Here is a 13,925-nt window from a genome sequence, read left to right as displayed (position 1 = left end):
AACGATATGCCTTCTCAATGGGCTGGAAGCAAGGCATGCTGGCTTTGAAGAGGTGCCCCTATCAGGCCCGGAGCAGGTCCCGGGCCGCCCGGATGACCTCCTGCAGGCCGCCGGTGACCTTGAGATCGCCAATTGCGTCCGGCGCAAGCCACCTGAAATCGTCGAGCTCGTCGTTCAGGACCGGTTCGCCGGCGCGCCAGCGCGCCGCGAACGACATGATCAGATAGTGCCCGCCGCCTGCGGTTCCCGGCACCACCTCGCGCCAGCCGGCGAGGCCCACGATATCGATTTTGAGCGCGGTTTCCTCGTCGACCTCGCGATGCAGCGCGGCGTGCAGCGTTTCGCCGAATTCGACCCGTCCGCCCGGCAGCGAATAAAACCCCTTGGCCGGCGAGCGCGCGCGGCGCACCAGCAGGATCCTGTCGTCGCGGAAGATCGCCGCGCTGACGGCGAGCTGCGGGTGGGAGGGCTGGAGGGGAGACGCCGCCGGCATCAGACCATGGCCCGGACCTGGAGGGGCGCGTTAGCACGACGTGGAAGCCGGTTTTCGCTTCCACACACGCGTAGCGTGTGCTCGGAAATCGCGTTCAAACAAGGACATGAGATCATGATCTGATGCTGACGATTAGGATCAGGAGTTAGTGGGTCATGATGTAGTCGACATCGGCCTCGGAGCCGCCGTTGATGACGCCGCCGGCCAGCATCACCAGCGGCTTGACCCAGACGATGGCCTGCTCGGCGAGGCGGGCCCGGGTCTTGTCCTGCTTGGCTTCGCGCATCGCCGTCGAGACAGCGGTGAGAATCGAAGTCATTGCGCTGGTGATATTGTCGAATTCGGTGCGGATGACGGTATCGGCCGATTCATAGGCCTCGATCGCCAAATCGCGCGCCTTGAAATTGGAGGCGTGGAAATGCTCGCCATAGGACAGCGGGCGCCAGTCCAGGAAATCATCCGCGCATTCCGGCATGTCAGGAACCATCTCGAGCAGCATGACCGCTTCATTGAAATGATTCAGGTAGTCGGTGGCAAGCCCGGTGCGGGGATTGATGTTGGCGGCGCGCAGCTGCGCGGCCCGCGCCTCGTTGATGGGAGCCTTCTGGCGAGGGGGCTGGGCAGCAGATCGGGCGGGGTTGGCAGCCGTGGATGTCATCGGTCCCAGTCTTGACGGTGTGGGGTTAAAAGGTACTGAACAGATACCTATCTGGGCCACAGAATGTGCGGACGCTTTGTAATCACTTCGCCACCGGCGGCTTTGCGGCAGATTTTCGGCTATATCGAGCAGCCCAATTTCCCGCCCAGGCACAATATTGCGCCGACCCAACCGATACCGGTGGTGATCATCGAGAACGGCATCCGGCATTTCCGGCTGATGCGCTGGGGCCTGCTGCCGGCCTGGGTCAAGGATCCCCGTAATTTTACGTTGTTGATTAATGCCCGGGCGGAAACGATCAGGGAAAAACCGGCGTTCAAGAACGCGATCCGGCGGCGGCGCTGCCTGATTCCGGCGGACGGCTATTATGAATGGCGGGCCGAGGGGGCACGCAAGCGGCCTTACTTCATTCAGCGCCGCGACGGAACCCCGATCGGCCTGGCGGGCCTGACGGAAACCTGGATGGGCCCGAACGGCGAGGAACTCGACACCGTGGCGATCGTCACGGCGCCGGCAAGCGCCGATCTCGCCGTGTTGCATCACCGGGTGCCGGTGACGATCGCCGCGGATGATTTCGAGCGCTGGCTCGATTGCAGCGACGATACCGCGGAGACCGTGATGCTGCTGCTGGCGGCGCCGCGCGAGGGCGAATTCGCCTGGTATGAGGTCTCCACACGGGTCAACCGCGTCTCCAATGACGACGCCCAACTGACCCTGCCGATCACGGCGGAGGAGCGCGAGGCCGAGGAGCCGAGGCTCGCGAAAAAGTCGGGCCCGCGCAAACCTGCGCCGGTGGCGCCCGATGACGGGCAGGGATCGCTGTTCTGAGATTTCTCCCGTTTGTCGTTCATGATCGAGCAACGAGCAAACCTTTCAGTTTTAGCACGGCGCTGTCCGGCGTGGTCAGCACTGGCCGGCCGGAGGCCTCCGCAACCAGCGAGGCCGCTGGCGCCATGCTGTATTGCGCGAGCGCGATCAGGTCGCAGTCGCGCAAATCGCGGGAGGCTGCCGCGACCAGCCGGTCATGTTCGGCGCGGTCGCCGCGATCGAGGGCGGCAAGCGCGCCTTCGGCCAGTTTCGGCACGACCGTGACGGCGCGGGGAAATTCCGCCGGCATCGACACCAGCGTCGGTGGAAACGTCGAGAGCAGGCCGATCCTGTCGCCGCGCGCGGCGGCCTGCTCGACCATGGCTTCGCTGGGCTTGAGCACCGGCATCGGCGCGTGCTCGCGCGCCACCGCCTCGATGCAGGGCCCGAAAGCCGAGCAGGTGAAGAGGATGGCGTCGGCGCCGGTCGAGGCCGCGTAACGTCCGAGCGCCAGGAACCGGTCGGTCATCCCGGAGGTGAGGTGGCCGTCACGCGCAAGATCGGCCGACAGGCTGTCGTCGACCAGGTTCATCAAGGTCGCGTCCGGCCAAAGCCGGGCGAACGAGGCCTCGATCGGAACAATTGAGTGTTTCAAGGCGTGGATGAGAGTGATGCGCATCCTGGGCGATCTCGCTTTGGGCTGGCTGGGTGTCAATGTTTCAAGCCGCACCCTCGCGTCAGCGAAAGATGTTCAGCGCGGCGTATTGCAACAGCATGATGGTCTTGGCGTCGACGATACGGCCGTCGCCGATCATGGCGAGCGCCTGATCGATCGGCAGTTCCAGCACCTCGATATCCTCGCCCTCGTCGGCAAGGCCGCCGCCATTGCCGATCTTCATCTTCGGTTCGTATTCGCCGACAAAGAAATGAAGTTTTTCGGTGACCGAGCCCGGGCTCATGAAGGCTTCGAATATTTTCCTGATTTCGCCGAGCCGGTAGCCGGTTTCCTCCTCCACTTCGGCGCGAATCCGAACTTCCGGAGTTTCATTGTCGAGCAAGCCAGCCGCAGCCTCGATCAGCAGATCGTCATAACCGTTGACATAGGCGGGATAGCGAAACTGTCGCACCAGCACCACCGTGCGCTGCGCCAGATTGTACGGCAACAGCGTGGCGGCATTGCCGCGGTCGTAGCTCTCGCGGTGCTGGGTCTGCCACTCGCCATTGGCGCGACGCCATTCGAAGGTGGCCGCCTTCAAGATGTAATGGTTGTCGGAGAGCAGGCGGAGGTCCTTGACGCGAATGCGGTCGGAAATGGTCATGAAGTCCCCTGCGGATATCCGTTACGGCGTCGGCTCGCGCCCGTCGAGCCATTTGGCGAAGGTCACGGTTTGTTGATTGTAGTAGCCGATCGACTGGTAGAAGGCGTGGACTTTTGTGTTGTCGTTGCGAACCATGAGTTGGAGTTTCATGATGCCGCACGCGCGCAGCCAGTCTTCCGCGGCGCTCATGATGGCGCGACCGTAGCCCTTGAAGCGATGTTCGGGGTCGGCAGTCACGTAGTAGACCCAGCCGCGATGGCCGTCATGGCCGACCAGCACTGAAGCGACGAGAACGCCGTCGTTCCGGCCCAACAGCACCGTCGAGTTGGTTTCCTTGCGCGCCAGCGCAATATCGGCGGCGGGATCGTTCCAGGGCCGCGTCGACCCGCAGCGCTGCCAGAGCGCGATGACGTCGGGGATGTCATTGTCTTCGATCGGTGCGATGGCGAGCGCCGGAGTAGAGGCTGTCAAAGTCACGCTTACAGTACCTTTCCCGGGTTCATGATGCCGAGCGGATCGAGCATCGCCTTGATGCCGCGCATCAGCTCGATCGCGACCTTGTCCTTGACCCCGGGCAGTTCGTCGCGCTTGAGCACGCCGATGCCGTGCTCGGCGGAGATCGATCCGCCCATTTTCAGCACGATCTCGAACACTACTGCATTGACCTCGTGCCAGCGGCTCATGAAATCGGCGGTGTCGCCGCCGACCGGCTGGCTGACATTGTAATGGATATTGCCGTCGCCGAGATGGCCGAACGGCACCGCCCGCGCGCCCGGGATGAGTTTCACCACCGCGGCGTTGGCCTGCTCGATGAAATCGGGCACGGCTACCACGGGCACGGAAATGTCGTGCTTGATCGAGCCGCCTTCCGGCTTCTGCGCCGCCGACATCTCGTCGCGCAGCTTCCAGAATGCCGAGCGCTGGCTCAAATTCGCCGCGATCACGGCGTCGTCGACGATTTCCTTCTCCATTCCCTGCGCCAGGATCGCCTCCAGCGTGGAGCGGGCGTCGTCGCGCGGCGACGACAATTCCATCAGTACGTACCAGGGATGCTTGGCCGCAAGGGGATCGCGGATGTCGATGCCGTGATGCACGCTGAAATCCACGGCGATGTCGGACAGCAATTCAAAACTGGTCAGCGTGCCCGCCGCCTCGGTCTGCGAGATCGCGAGCAGTTTTAGCGCCGCGGCGGGCGATTGGAGGCCGACATAGGCGGTTTCCACCGCGCGCGGCTTCGGAAACAACTTTAGCGTCGCAGCGGTAATGATGCCGAGCGTGCCTTCGGCGCCGATGAAGAGGTTGCGCAGATCGTAGCCGGTATTGTCCTTCTTCAGCTTCGACAGCGCGTTGAGAATGCGGCCGTCAGCCAGCACCACTTCCAGCCCGATCGCCATCTCGCGCGCGACCCCATAGGCCAGCGCGGTAGTGCCGCCGGCATTGGTGGAGAGGTTGCCGCCGATGGTGCAGCTGCCCTCCGCCCCGAGCGACAGCGGAAACAGCCGGTCGACGTCGGCCGCGCGCTGCTGGGCGATCTGCAGGACCACCCCGGCCTCGCAGGTCATGGTGTTGGAAGCCGTGTCGATGTCGCGAATCTTGTCCATCCGCCGCGTCGAGATGACCACTTCGCCATTATGCGGGGTCTGGCCGCCGACCAGGCCCGTATTGCCGCCCTGCGGCACCAGCGCGATGCGGTGCTGGCTGGCGAGCTTGCAGATCGCGGAAACTTCCGCGGTTGAGCCCGGACGCAGCACCAGCGCCGAGCGGCCGTGGAACAAATTGCGCTCCTCGGTGAGATAAGGCGCGATATCGGCTGCATCCGTCACCGCATATTTGTCGCCGACGATGGCGCGGAACCGCACGATCAAATCGGGCGAGAGTGGCGGGGCGGCGGGCTGGACGATATTCATCTTGTTCTCTTGTCTTCTCTTGCTCTTCTTTCGCGCTTCCTCATTCCCGCTCCACCGCGGCGCGGCGCAGCCGGTCGTTGATGGCCTCGCCGAGCCCGTGATGCGGCACCGCCATGACGGCGATGGTGCGCGCGCCTTTGGCATCGAGGGCGCGAAGATAGCCGAAAAGGTTGGCGGCGGCCTCATCGAGATCGCCGCGCAAGGACAAATTCATCACCGCCGTGCCTGCGTCAACTCCCGGCAACGCATCCGGGCCAAACGCCAGCAGCGCCTCTCCGGCCTCAACTCGCCTGGCATCGAGCCGCACCCTGGTGTGTGGCGCGTAATGCGATGCGAGCATGCCCGGCGCCAGCGGCTGGCTGGTGTCGCCCTTGGCATCCTCGGGCAGCTGCGCCAGCGCGCGGCCGAGCAAGCGCTCGATGTCCGCGCGCGGCAGCCCACCGGGGCGCAGCAGCATGGGCTGCTCGAAGCAGCCGACGATGGTGGATTCGACGCCGACCTCGACCGGCCCGCCGTCGACGATCAGGTCGATCCGCCCTGCAAGATCGGCTTGCACATGCGCCGCCGTGGTTGGCGAGACATGGCCGGACAGGTTGGCCGAAGGCGCCACCACCGGCCCGCCGAACGCGCGCAGGATGTCGCGCGCGATCGCGTGCGCGGGAATGCGGATCGCGATCGTCTCGAGCCCCGCGGTGGCGAGATCGGCGACCGGGCAATCGCTTGTTTTCGGCAGCACCAGCGTCAGCGGCCCCGGCCAGAACGCCGCGGCAAGCGCGGCCGCGCTGGCGTCGAAGCGGGCAATCGCCTGGGCGGCCTCGATATCCCCGACATGGGCGATCAGCGGATTGAACGCCGGCCGGCCCTTGGCTTGATAGAGCCGGGCGATCGCTGCCGGATTGGTGGCGTCGGCGCCGAGGCCATAGACGGTCTCGGTCGGGAACGCGACCAGCCCGCCCGCCCTCAGAATGCGCGCGGCCGCAGCCACGGCGGCCTCGCCGGCAGGCAAGATCTGCGTTTTCAGGCCCACATTCACAGGCGTCATGTCCTTCAATACGGCTGCTTGCGGTGGGCGAAACCCAAGGCTATAAGCCGCGTTCTTGTCGGAGTGTGGCTCAGCCCGGTAGAGCACTGCGTTCGGGACGCAGGGGTCGCAGGTTCGAATCCTGCCACTCCGACCATTATTTCAAATACTTATACTTTCGATGTTTTTCGCGCGCAACGAAATACGCAACGAAATAGGGTAGTCCGCGTGGCCTTGATCGTCGAAAAGCGCATTCTGACGACCGATCGCGGCGAGACGATTTTGCTGTGTCCGCGTTGTGGCGGCGAGTCTCTTCATCATCAGGGGGTAACCTCCTATGACCGGGGCGAGGATGCCGAGTTGGTCATTCGCTCGGTGGTAGAGGGCGGCTCGGCAAAAATCGACGCGGTTCCCTCGGACGGGAGCGGCAATCCGAGCAGCAGGCGGGATGGCCTGTCGATCAAGTTTTGGTGCGAGGGGTGTAAGGGCGTCGACGAGGACATCCTCGAATTCGCCATCTCTCAGCACAAGGGATCAACGCTTTTAGGTTGACGCTACTCCGCGAAGGCACCGCCAGATTAGCGCCGGCCGCCAAATGCCTGCGCGGCTTCGTTCTGGAAGTCGGGGTGGTGGTGGCCGTAGTTTTCCTCAAGTTGTTCGACCGTCATGCCGAGCCAGCCCGCGGCCTCCCACAGGTCGGTACCCTGCTGCATTAGCCAGGTCGCCGCCGTGTGACGCAGGGTGTGGCGGACGACATCCTCGTCAAGCCCTGCATCCTCCAGGATGCCTTCCCACGCCGAGCGTATCTTGCCGGCCAGCGGCTGGCCGTCATGCGTGCGGTGGACGATAAAGCGAATTTGCTCGCCGTCCGCCATCAGGCCAGTCTTGCGCAGTTCAGCCGAGCGCTTCACGTCCAGTCCGCGCCAACGCAGGAGGTGCGGCCGCAGCCGCATGGCGATCTTCGCCGGCGGCCGCCGCTTTTTGGTGCGCGCCTCCGCGGCGCCGCGGCCGAGATAGACCATTCCGCCCAGGTTCATCCACGGATGCGTGGTCGTCGCCACCCATTGCGTCCGGCGGATAGTTTCCTCGCGCCTGGCGCTGTAGAGGCCGATCAGGATGAAGCGCGCCGTCGGTTGTCGCCGTCTGATGATCCAGCGTTCGCGCCGCAACAGCGTGCCGTCCTCGCGCCGCTTCCAGGTGCGTCGTTCAGGGGCCCCGTCCCAAACATAGCCGAGTGCCGCGCCAAGCAGTCGTGCGGCCTCGTTACGAGTCAGCCAACGGTGCCGCCCCTCGCTTTTCGTCGGCAGCGTAATCTTCGGTACGACCGACAGGACATATTCGGCATGATAGGCGTTGATGGCGGCACGCAAATCTTCGAGCCGACGGCGCGCCGTCTGGTCGGACACGGTACTTGCGCGAGCCGGGATGCCTTTTCTCTTATTGTTTTCGTTCGGCGTGCCGGTGGACCAGTCAACAAAGTCGCGGCAGAGCTGCGCCTTGATGTCAGCCACCATCGAGCTGCCGAAAAACGCATTGAGGTCCAGGAGCCGGATGAGCAGCAGGTCATGTTGCGCCAGCGCGCGAGGATCGTTGGATTTCGGCCGCTTCAATTCCTCATAGAAAGTGAGGACGTCGGCCACGGCGAGGGAACGAGGGTCGGTCGCCCCGATAGTGGTTGTGTGCAGTGACCCGATGTACTTTTCGAGCGCTTTCGCTGCGCCGTCAATATCGTCGCGGCCGCAGCCTGTGCGGATCTGCCGTCGCTTTCCGCCCGCCCGATCGAGGATGACCCAGCATCCTTCGTCCTCTCGGAACCAGAGTCGTGGCGGCTTGGCTTTGCGGCCAGGCATGATGGCGTTACCAATTTGCGGATTGCTCGAGGCGTTGTCAGATTTTTGCCCGCAACTTTGGCGATTTCAAGAGTCCCGGCAGCCACAGCCGTCCTCAGCGACGACAACGTCAGCGGACCGTCGGGGAAAAAAACTTCAACAGCCTCGATGAGCGTCATCACTTCATCCTCGCCCCACTGCGCCGGATCGGGACGAGCTTTCGCGCGGCTGAGTTTGTCGACGTGACGCCTGGGCATACATTACCAATTGACGTTGGCGAGGCAGGAACTTCTCGGCTTGACCCGGCCCTCTTTGCAGCATCACGACCAGACTTCCTTTTCGGAAGGGGAACCTCTGCTGGGTACGACAATCGGCTAGTGTGGAGTAGGCTTCGGACAGCCGAACCCCAATCTTGATACCGGCCACCATGGCTCGCTCCGGTTAAACGGCTACGCGACACGTTGTTGTCCGAGATAACGCCGTTTCAGGTTCGACGATCACAAGGTGATTGAGCGAATCTCTTCACAGTGGTCACGATCGCGCGAACTTTATGAGCGATTCAAGATCGTGATTGTCGGCGGCCTTGAGTGCGGCAATGTAGGCATCGCGAGCCGAGCCCGCAGTTCGAAGATCGGCGCCACCCCACGTGAAGCGCTCGCCGCCAAGCTGCGTAATCAGAACGTCGGCCGCCACACGGGACCAGCGGCCGTTTCCGTTTGGAAAGGGATGTACCGACACGAGCCGGTGGTGGAAGCGGACAGCGAGTTCGTCAGGCGGATAGGATTTATGCTCGATCCAGTACCGAGCGTCATCGAGCACTTGGCGAAGCGAAACCTCGATCAAGTGGGGGGTGACCCCTAGATTGCGTTCGGTCGTGCGATACTTTCCTGCCCATCGCCAGACGCGTTCGAACATGCGACGATGTAAGCTCTTGTGGAAGCTCTCGCGGGTCACCACGTGGCGCCGGCCGAACGCCCACCGGTCTCCAGTCGCGATATTCTGCTGCTCGAGCTCGTTCAGTTCGGTGCGCAGCGTGATATGGGTCGGGATGAGATCTTCCTTTTCCGCCGGCGTCAGGGGTGTTGCATGATCGTCGGCGGCGTGCAGATCAGTCATTCTTCATCCCAGAGGCGCGCGGGGCGCTTCAGCAAATCCTCGATCGCTTGCTCGCGGAGCGCGCGTGCGGCCTTCTTGTCTCGTACGGCCTGGTCCTCCAGCCGCATCGTGTGCTCGATGGCCTTCGACTGTCTTTCGGCGATCAGCTCCGCTCGCTCGTTGACAACCTCCGCCAGGGGCCGTTCGGGCACGAGCACGTAGACCAGCCGACAGCCGAGGGCCTCGGCCGCGCGTTGCAGGGTGTTGAGAGTCACACTGCCGTTCTGTTCGGATTTTTCAAGTTCCACGATGCGCGGCTGCGATACGCCCAGCCGCTTCCCATATTGGGCTGTAGTCATGCCGAGGGCATCACGGATCGCACGAAGCCAACCCCTCGGCGGGCGCTGGAGCGTCGTGAACTTGCGCAAGCCTGAAAATCGCTTGTCGAGATGGCGAATGGCGTCCTTCATGGGATAAGGTATAGCCTATTTTCGTCGCAAGATAAATAAGATATATCTTATAGTTACTGTAGATGAAAATAATATATATCTTATTGATTTTGCTAGCGCTGGTGCGAGCGGAAAGTGTTGACAGCGCTCCTTATTCGTTGCGTCCGTTCTTGCAATGTTCTAGATAGGCTGTCCCGAACCGCCCCTTGGGCCCGGACGGCATCGGCCGCGGCTTCATCAGTGGAGACGCCTGCTGGCGGGTCTCGACGGGCGATATCGAAGGCTCGCTCCCGCGCATGCGAATCGGCGCGGTCCTGCATCCAACCGCGTTCCCCGCACTCGCGAATTGCGCCCGCTTCCTGGAGCACGTGGATCGCCCATCCGCGCAGCGTCCGTATCGCCGGCCTTCGTTCACTCGTCATCAGCATTGAGATAGCTCCTCATACGAGGAATCTCTGTATCCCCTCGTTTGTTCCGGCTGCTAGCACAAGGCTGGGATTCGCAAACAGGACAACTCAATCCTTTTCCCCTTTGTCCTGAGAACACTGTGAAGAATGCCCAGCCGGCTGGCGCGGGATATCCTTGGGGTGCCGCGCGACGATTTCGCAGCGCCTTGGCGTCATCTTGGAGAGGTGGAGCCTTGGAAATCGCAGGACGTCAGCATCGTGTTCGCTTAAGGCTTACACTGCCTAGCCGTGCGCGTGCGGCAAGTGCCGCACCGGGCTCTCGTGAACCGAGCCGCGTCGGCGTCTCGGCCATGCGGGTTCGATCCCTCGCGCTAGAACAACGGAGCTCCTCGCCGGGGGCACTCGGGACAGGGTTCCGCCGTCATTGAACATGCCGGCGTTGCTATCACTGCCCCTGTCCCGGGTGCCCTCTTAACCGGTCTCGTCGCTGCACTCGGTCCCGCGTGCCGCCTTCGGCGTCGCTATGCTCACGCTCCTGCGGGTGCCATTTCACCAAGGCGATGCGCCCCTGGCGCACGCCTGATCGGGACCTGCGGCGCTAGGCACATCGGAAGAAGCTGAGAGTAAGAGTGCCGGCCGGGTTTTGCCGTGACGGGTTACAAGCTGCGAGAGAGGCTCGCGGCGCCCGTCGCGGAGACCCGCGATGTCAAACCCTACTGCTCGCGCGCGCGCCGGCCAGGACCGGGCGACCCTCTATGACGAAATCACCGACAAAATCATCGCCGAACTTGAGGCTGGCCGGGTGCCCTGGGTCCAGCCCTGGGGTACGGCTGCGGCAAAAGCGCCGCTGGCGATGCCGAAAAACGCGTTGACCAACCGGCAATACAGTGGCGTCAACATCCTCATCCTCTGGGGAGCGGTGATCGAACGCGGATTTTCCGGTCAAAGTTGGCTCACCTTCCGTCAGGCGCTCTCACTGGGCGGCCATGTTCGTAAGGGAGAGCGCGGCACGCCCGTCGTCTACGCGGATCGTTTCGTGCCGAATGACGAAAAGCAACGCGCCGCCGAGACCGGCGAAGAAGCGCAGGCCGTTCCATTCCTGAAACGTTTCACGGTCTTCAACACTGACCAGTGCGATGAACTTCCCGAGGTGATCGCCACCGCTGCGCCGCCACCGCCGCCGGGGTTAATCGAACCCACGGTCGAAGCCCTGATCAAAGCCAGCGGAATCCCGTTTTGCATCGGTGGAAGTCGCGCATTCTATGCACCAGCCGAAGACTATGTGCAGGTCCCGCCTCCGCAGGCCTATTTTGAGCCGATCAACTGGCACCGCACGGCGCTGCACGAACTAGGTCATGCGACCGGGCATCGCTCGCGTCTCAATCGTGACCAGGGCGGAACCTATGGCTCCAAGAAATACGCCTTTGAAGAACTTGTGGCTGAGTTAAGTGCCGCGTTCAGCTGCGCCTCGCTTGGAATCGTGCCGACCGTCCGCCATGCCGATTACATCGGCTCCTGGCTTGAAGTCCTGCGCGAAGACAATCGCGCCATCGTGCGCGCTGCCTCGCAGGCGAGCAAGGCCGCGGACTATTTGCTCGGCTTCGTTCCCGAATCCATTGTGCCCGCTTCGCCGAATTTGATTGTCGGCGGTCGCGAGGCCGCGTGATGCTTAAGCGGCGTGATGCTTAATCTCCCGCGGCCGCGCGAGAGTGAGAGGAGGGGACGGGGTTCGCGACGGGTTGGAAGCCGAGAGAGAGTCTCACGGCTGCCCGTTGTGGAGACGAAAAAATGACGAAAGCCGTACAAAAGATCACCCTGTCGCCTTCCCGGGACATTCCCTTCAACAAGCTCGTGCTCAGCCAGTCGAACGTTCGCCGTGTGAAAGCTGGTGTCTCGATCGAGCAGCTAGCCGAAAGCATCGCGCAGCGTACCCTGCTGCAGAGCCTGAGCGTCCGGGCTGTCGTCGATGCAGATGGCAATGAGACCGGCATGTTCGAGGTGCCGGCGGGCGGCAGACGTTATCGTGCTCTCGAGCTCCTGGTGAAGCAGAAGCGCATGGCGAAGACGCAACCCGTCCCCTGCGTCGTACGCGAGGGCGGCATCGCGGAGGATGATTCGCTAGCCGAGAATGACGAGCGGGTCGGGCTGCATCCGCTCGATCAGTTCCGCGCCTTCCAGACGCTCCGCGATCTCGAAATGAGTGAGGAGGATATTGCGGCCCGTCACTTCGTGACGCCTGCAATTGTGAAGCAGCGGCTGCGGCTAGCGTCGGTGTCGCCGAAGCTGCATGAGATCTATGCCGAAGATGGCATGACCCTGGAGCAGCTTATGGCGTTCTCGGTCACGGCCGATCACGCCCGCCAGGAGCAAGTATGGGAGAACGCCAGCCGCTCCGGCTATGGCGAGCCATACCAGATCCGCCGCATGCTCACCGAGAACACGGTACGTGGCTCCGATCGGCGTGCGCAGTATGTCGGGATCGACGCATACGAGCAGGCCGGAGGCTCCGTTTTGCGCGACCTGTTCGAGCATGACGATGGCGGCTGGCTGCAGGACGTCGCACTACTCGAGCGTCTCGTCACCGAGAAGCTGAAGGCTGAGGCCGAGACAATTGCAGCAGAAGGCTGGAAGTGGATTTCGGTGGCGGTCGATTTCCCATTTGGTCACACCAGTGGCTTGCGAGAATTGGAGGGGAGGCCTGTCGATCTCACGATCGAGGAGCAGACGACCATCGATGCACTCAACGCCGAGCATGACAGGCTCGAAGCCGAATATCAGGATGCGGACGAGTTGCCAGACGCCGTCGACCAGCGTCTCGGCGAGATTGAAGCGGCGCTGCTGGCCTTCGAAGACCGATCCGTGGTCTACGATCCCGCCGACGTCTTCCGTGCCGGCGTCTTCGTCAGCATCGATTCCGAGGGCCGGCTCTCGGTAGATCGGGGTTATATCCGACCGGAGGACGAGGCGCCTGCACCCGCTCCAGAAATCGGGCAGGGCGCCGATACGTCATCGACGGGAGGCCAAGAGGTTACGGCCTCGATGCCTGGCACGGTCATTTCGGTCGCGGTTAGCCCGACTGAGGCTGAAGAGGACGACGAGGACGTCACAAAGCCTTTGCCGGATCGACTCATCATCGAGCTGACGGCACATCGCACACTTGCGTTGCGGGATGCTTTGGCAGAAAATCCGGCGATTACATTCCAGGCGGTGCTGCACAACTTTGTGCTGACGGCCTTTTACCGGTTCGCATCGTCCGGGAGCTGTCTTGAGATCGGGCTTCGGACACCGACGTTTCCCACTCAAGCTCCCGGGCTGAGGGAGAGCGAGTCTGCGAAGGCCGTTGAGGCGCGGCACGAGTCCTGGAAAACGCGGCTGCCGAAGAGCGAGAACGATCTGTGGGATGCGCTCACAGCTCTCGATGGCGGCGCACAAGCCTCCCTGTTCGCTCACTGCGCATCATTTGCGGTGAACGCACTTTACGAGCCGGCTAACCGCTATAATCAAGGCCGTGTCTCCGCCCACGGCGTTCGCACCCGGCTTGACCACGCGGATGTCCTGGCGCGGGCGGTCGGGCTCGACATGGCCCAAGTGGGATGGAGACCAACGGTCGACAACTATCTCGACCGTGTCACAAAACCCCGCATCCTCGAGGCAGTTCTCGAAGCGAAAGGCGAGTCCTCGGCTCAGCTGATCGACCATCTGAAGAAGGCGGACATGGCCAAAGAGGCCGAGCGTCTTCTCGACGGCTCCGGCTGGCTGCCGGAGCCGCTACGTCTCGTCGACGTCGCTTCAGTGCCGGCCGAGCAGGAGAGTGAAGTAGCAGCGCTGCCAGAATTCCTCTCCGAGGATGAGAACCGTGATGGCGGGGCCGACGATGATCGGCCACAACTCGCCGCCGCCGAATGAGAGTATATCGCGGGACAACTCCGCGGTCCCGCGC

Annotated in this window: 15 protein-coding genes and 1 tRNA gene; 5 read left to right on the top strand and 11 right to left on the bottom strand. The window is 62.9% G+C overall.

Going from position 1 to position 13,925, the window contains the following annotated elements:
- Positions 1–61: 61 nt before the first annotated feature.
- Together B5525_RS01040 and B5525_RS01035 are read right to left on the bottom strand one after the other, a co-directional pair.
- Positions 62–493 carry an NUDIX hydrolase gene (locus B5525_RS01040; RefSeq protein WP_079564105.1) on the bottom strand — a complete coding sequence of 144 codons (432 nt, stop codon included), beginning with the start codon at positions 491–493 and terminating at the stop codon, positions 62–64.
- A 145-nt stretch (positions 494–638) separates the two neighbouring features.
- Positions 639–1,151, bottom strand: a complete 513-nt coding sequence (locus tag B5525_RS01035; protein WP_079564104.1) for a hypothetical protein — start codon at positions 1,149–1,151, stop codon at positions 639–641.
- Positions 1,152–1,214: 63 nt separating this feature from the next.
- Here B5525_RS01035 and B5525_RS01030 point away from each other — a divergent pair, with 63 nt between their 5' ends.
- On the top strand, positions 1,215–1,979 hold the full coding sequence (locus B5525_RS01030; protein WP_079564102.1) for an SOS response-associated peptidase: 765 nt from the start codon (positions 1,215–1,217) through the stop codon (positions 1,977–1,979).
- 19 nt (positions 1,980–1,998) lie between these two features.
- Here the strand turns inward: B5525_RS01030 and B5525_RS01025 are convergent, their stop codons facing one another.
- The 5 genes from B5525_RS01025 to B5525_RS01005 are packed head-to-tail and all read right to left on the bottom strand — an operon-like array spanning position 1,999 to position 6,226.
- Positions 1,999–2,637: an aspartate/glutamate racemase family protein gene (locus B5525_RS01025; protein ID WP_079564101.1), complete on the bottom strand. Its 639-nt coding sequence runs from the start codon at positions 2,635–2,637 to the stop codon at positions 1,999–2,001.
- A gap of 58 nt (positions 2,638–2,695) precedes the next feature.
- Positions 2,696–3,277, bottom strand: coding sequence for an NUDIX domain-containing protein (locus B5525_RS01020; RefSeq protein ID WP_079564099.1), 582 nt, complete (start codon positions 3,275–3,277; stop codon positions 2,696–2,698).
- 21 nt (positions 3,278–3,298) lie between these two features.
- Positions 3,299–3,754 carry a GNAT family acetyltransferase gene (locus B5525_RS01015; RefSeq protein ID WP_154073002.1) on the bottom strand — a complete coding sequence of 152 codons (456 nt, stop codon included), beginning with the start codon at positions 3,752–3,754 and terminating at the stop codon, positions 3,299–3,301.
- A 2-nt stretch (positions 3,755–3,756) separates the two neighbouring features.
- A complete protein-coding gene (locus B5525_RS01010; RefSeq protein ID WP_079564097.1) occupies positions 3,757–5,184 on the bottom strand; it encodes an FAD-binding oxidoreductase in 1,428 nt (475 codons plus the stop codon).
- 40 nt (positions 5,185–5,224) lie between these two features.
- A complete protein-coding gene (locus tag B5525_RS01005) occupies positions 5,225–6,226 on the bottom strand; it encodes an L-threonylcarbamoyladenylate synthase (protein ID WP_079564096.1) in 1,002 nt (333 codons plus the stop codon).
- A 59-nt stretch (positions 6,227–6,285) separates the two neighbouring features.
- Between B5525_RS01005 and B5525_RS01000 the strand changes: the two genes are divergently transcribed.
- Both B5525_RS01000 and B5525_RS00995 read left to right on the top strand, forming a co-directional pair.
- Positions 6,286–6,362: transfer RNA gene (locus tag B5525_RS01000), tRNA-Pro, on the top strand.
- Between the two features lie 71 nt (positions 6,363–6,433).
- Positions 6,434–6,757 (top strand): hypothetical protein, encoded by a 324-nt coding sequence (locus B5525_RS00995; protein WP_079564094.1) that lies wholly within the window; start codon positions 6,434–6,436, stop codon positions 6,755–6,757.
- A 26-nt stretch (positions 6,758–6,783) separates the two neighbouring features.
- Here the strand turns inward: B5525_RS00995 and B5525_RS00990 are convergent, their stop codons facing one another.
- From B5525_RS00990 to B5525_RS46010, 4 genes are all read right to left on the bottom strand, one after another.
- Positions 6,784–7,815 carry a tyrosine-type recombinase/integrase gene (locus B5525_RS00990; RefSeq protein WP_172899797.1) on the bottom strand — a complete coding sequence of 344 codons (1,032 nt, stop codon included), beginning with the start codon at positions 7,813–7,815 and terminating at the stop codon, positions 6,784–6,786.
- Between the two features lie 750 nt (positions 7,816–8,565).
- Positions 8,566–9,150, bottom strand: a complete 585-nt coding sequence (locus tag B5525_RS00985; RefSeq protein WP_079564091.1) for a mobile mystery protein B — start codon at positions 9,148–9,150, stop codon at positions 8,566–8,568.
- Positions 9,147–9,599, bottom strand: a complete 453-nt coding sequence (locus B5525_RS00980; protein WP_079564089.1) for a mobile mystery protein A — start codon at positions 9,597–9,599, stop codon at positions 9,147–9,149. The genes B5525_RS00985 and B5525_RS00980 overlap by 4 nt, the downstream gene beginning before the upstream one ends.
- 92 nt (positions 9,600–9,691) lie before the next feature.
- Positions 9,692–10,006, bottom strand: a complete 315-nt coding sequence (locus B5525_RS46010) for a hypothetical protein (RefSeq protein WP_244567795.1) — start codon at positions 10,004–10,006, stop codon at positions 9,692–9,694.
- A gap of 682 nt (positions 10,007–10,688) precedes the next feature.
- On the opposite strand from B5525_RS46010, the gene B5525_RS00970 reads away from it, so the two are divergent.
- Both B5525_RS00970 and B5525_RS45225 read left to right on the top strand, forming a co-directional pair.
- Entirely contained in the window at positions 10,689–11,651 is a 963-nt protein-coding gene (locus B5525_RS00970; protein ID WP_079564087.1) for an ArdC family protein, read from the top strand.
- Positions 11,652–11,773: 122 nt separating this feature from the next.
- Complete coding sequence (locus B5525_RS45225) at positions 11,774–13,891, top strand: ParB/RepB/Spo0J family partition protein (RefSeq protein ID WP_079564085.1); 2,118 nt, start codon at positions 11,774–11,776, stop codon at positions 13,889–13,891.
- Positions 13,892–13,925 lie beyond the last annotated feature (34 nt).

Origin of the sequence: Bradyrhizobium erythrophlei (assembly GCF_900129505.1) — a bacterium.
Taxonomy (GTDB): Bacteria; Pseudomonadota; Alphaproteobacteria; order Rhizobiales; family Xanthobacteraceae; genus Bradyrhizobium; species Bradyrhizobium erythrophlei_D.
Note: the sequence above shows the minus strand (reverse complement) of the source record. Positions and strands in the feature narration are given on the sequence as shown.

Coding starts and splice junctions, on each gene's coding strand:
- B5525_RS01010 (WP_079564097.1), bottom strand. CDS start 5,184: ATGAATATCGTCCAGCCCGCCGCCCCGCCACTCTCGCCCGATTTGATC.
- B5525_RS01035 (WP_079564104.1), bottom strand. CDS start 1,151: ATGACATCCACGGCTGCCAACCCCGCCCGATCTGCTGCCCAGCCCCCT.
- B5525_RS01020 (WP_079564099.1), bottom strand. CDS start 3,277: ATGACCATTTCCGACCGCATTCGCGTCAAGGACCTCCGCCTGCTCTCC.
- B5525_RS01005 (WP_079564096.1), bottom strand. CDS start 6,226: ATGACGCCTGTGAATGTGGGCCTGAAAACGCAGATCTTGCCTGCCGGC.
- B5525_RS00980 (WP_079564089.1), bottom strand. CDS start 9,599: ATGAAGGACGCCATTCGCCATCTCGACAAGCGATTTTCAGGCTTGCGC.
- B5525_RS00985 (WP_079564091.1), bottom strand. CDS start 9,150: ATGACTGATCTGCACGCCGCCGACGATCATGCAACACCCCTGACGCCG.
- B5525_RS45225 (WP_079564085.1), top strand. CDS start 11,774: ATGACGAAAGCCGTACAAAAGATCACCCTGTCGCCTTCCCGGGACATT.
- B5525_RS46010 (WP_244567795.1), bottom strand. CDS start 10,006: ATGCTGATGACGAGTGAACGAAGGCCGGCGATACGGACGCTGCGCGGA.
- B5525_RS01025 (WP_079564101.1), bottom strand. CDS start 2,637: ATGCGCATCACTCTCATCCACGCCTTGAAACACTCAATTGTTCCGATC.
- B5525_RS01030 (WP_079564102.1), top strand. CDS start 1,215: ATGTGCGGACGCTTTGTAATCACTTCGCCACCGGCGGCTTTGCGGCAG.
- B5525_RS00970 (WP_079564087.1), top strand. CDS start 10,689: ATGTCAAACCCTACTGCTCGCGCGCGCGCCGGCCAGGACCGGGCGACC.
- B5525_RS01040 (WP_079564105.1), bottom strand. CDS start 493: ATGCCGGCGGCGTCTCCCCTCCAGCCCTCCCACCCGCAGCTCGCCGTC.